The sequence below is a fragment of the Bradyrhizobium retamae genome, from assembly GCF_001440415.1.
GTDB lineage: Bacteria > Pseudomonadota > Alphaproteobacteria > Rhizobiales > Xanthobacteraceae > Bradyrhizobium > Bradyrhizobium retamae.
On the sequence record NZ_LLYA01000107.1, the window covers coordinates 1 to 1,598 of the forward strand.

2 protein-coding genes are annotated in these 1,598 nt (G+C 61.6%); one reads left to right on the top strand and one right to left on the bottom strand.

Annotated features, from left to right (window positions below; all coding sequences use genetic code 11):
• Positions 1–642 (bottom strand): IS701 family transposase (locus tag CQ13_RS12265; RefSeq protein WP_156433640.1); only part of this gene is annotated, 642 nt, incomplete at its 3' end.
• 147 nt (positions 643–789) lie between these two features.
• Here CQ13_RS12265 and CQ13_RS12270 point away from each other — a divergent pair.
• The coding region (locus CQ13_RS12270) for a transposase (protein WP_197427318.1) at positions 790–1,598 on the top strand (809 nt) is incomplete at its 3' end.

Consider the following 1,598-nt stretch of genomic DNA (forward strand, 5'->3'; position numbering starts at 1 on the left):
AGCGGTGTCGGTGCCATAGCCGGCGTCCATCAGTACCACGCCGCGCGGCAAGCCCGCCGCACAGGCCCAGCGCAAATGATCGAGTGCAATTGCCGGCTTGGTCTTGAAGGTAATCTCCTTGGGTACACCGGCTTTGCGCCGACGTGTACGGTCCGTCACCCACTCCTTTGGCAGATACAGACGATAGGCCACCGGCAAGCTCGCATGATGATTTGCAAGCGAAAGGGTCACGGCGACCTGACAATTGTCTTGCTTGCCCAACTGGCCGCAATATTGCCGTGCAACCCCGACCGAATGCCGGCCCTTCTTGGGAAAGCCCGTATCATCGATGATCCAAGCTTCGATCGGCCCGTGCCGTTCGATCTCCGGCAGCACCATCTCGCGGACCTTGGCCAAAACCTGCTGGTCCGACCAGTCGCCTTGACCGACAAAATGCAACAATGACTGATGTTGCGCTGCTGTCCGATCAGGAGCCGTGATCGCCGCCATCGGCTCGACACTCTTGCGATCGCAAGGCATCATCAGACCGGTGCAGTAATCGCGAAGTGGTTTGGCTCGGTCCGCATGCCCGATCACGCTCGTAAGACCCTCAACATACGCCGAAAACCGCGACGCCACGTCCCCCGATTTTGCCAGACCCATCTCAGCCTCTCCGCATCCTGAAAATTGAGTCTTTTCAAATATATGATTCTTCTCGGCAAAGGCCGCGACACTCTGACTCAGTAAGACTAGGAGCCTGTCTGAGTAGTGACTGGTCAAGAGGGTGCGAGTCTGATTCCTTGCGTGGCCATGAGCAAGGAATTTCGCCCCTGGAAGATCGACGAGGTCCAGCTTCTGCCGCCGAGCGTGCAGGACTATGTGCCGCAGGACCACGTTTCGCGGTTGATCGTGTCGCTGGTCAAGGAAAGCCTTGATCTATCGGCGATCCTAGGCAGCTACCGGAGCGGGCTGGGTCAGCCGCCGTTTGATCCGCGGATGATGACGGCGCTGCTTCTGCACGGCTACGCGAGCGGTATCTACTCGTCGCGGCGGATCGCCAGGGCGACGGTGGAGCGGGCGGATTTCATGATGATGGTGGCGGGCGATGCGCCGGACTTCCGCACGATCTCAGAGTTCCGGCGGCGGCATCTGAAGGCGCTGGCCGACCTGTTCGTGCAGGTGTTGAAGCTGGCCGAGAAGGCCGGGTTGGTGAAGCTCGGGCACGTGGCGCTCGACGGCACCAAGATCAAGGCGAACGCGTCCAAGCACAAGGCGATGAGCTATGATCGCATGAAGAAGCGGGAAGCGGAGCTTGCAGCGGAGGTCGACCGCTGGCTCAAGGCGGCGGAGGCCGCCGATGCGCAGGAGGATAAGCTCTACGGCGACAAGCGCGGCGACGAGATGCCCGATTGGGTGGCCGACAAGCAGAAGCGGCTTGAGAAGATCCGCGAGGCCAAGGCCGCGCTGGAGGCCGAAGCCAAGGCCGCAGCCGAGGCGGAGCGCAAGGCGCGGGCCGAAGCCGAGGAGCGCCGCATCGCCGAAGGGAGCAAAAAGAACGGCAAGAGGTCCGCGCCGCCGAACACGGAGCCCGACGGCAAGGCGCAACGCAATTTCACTGA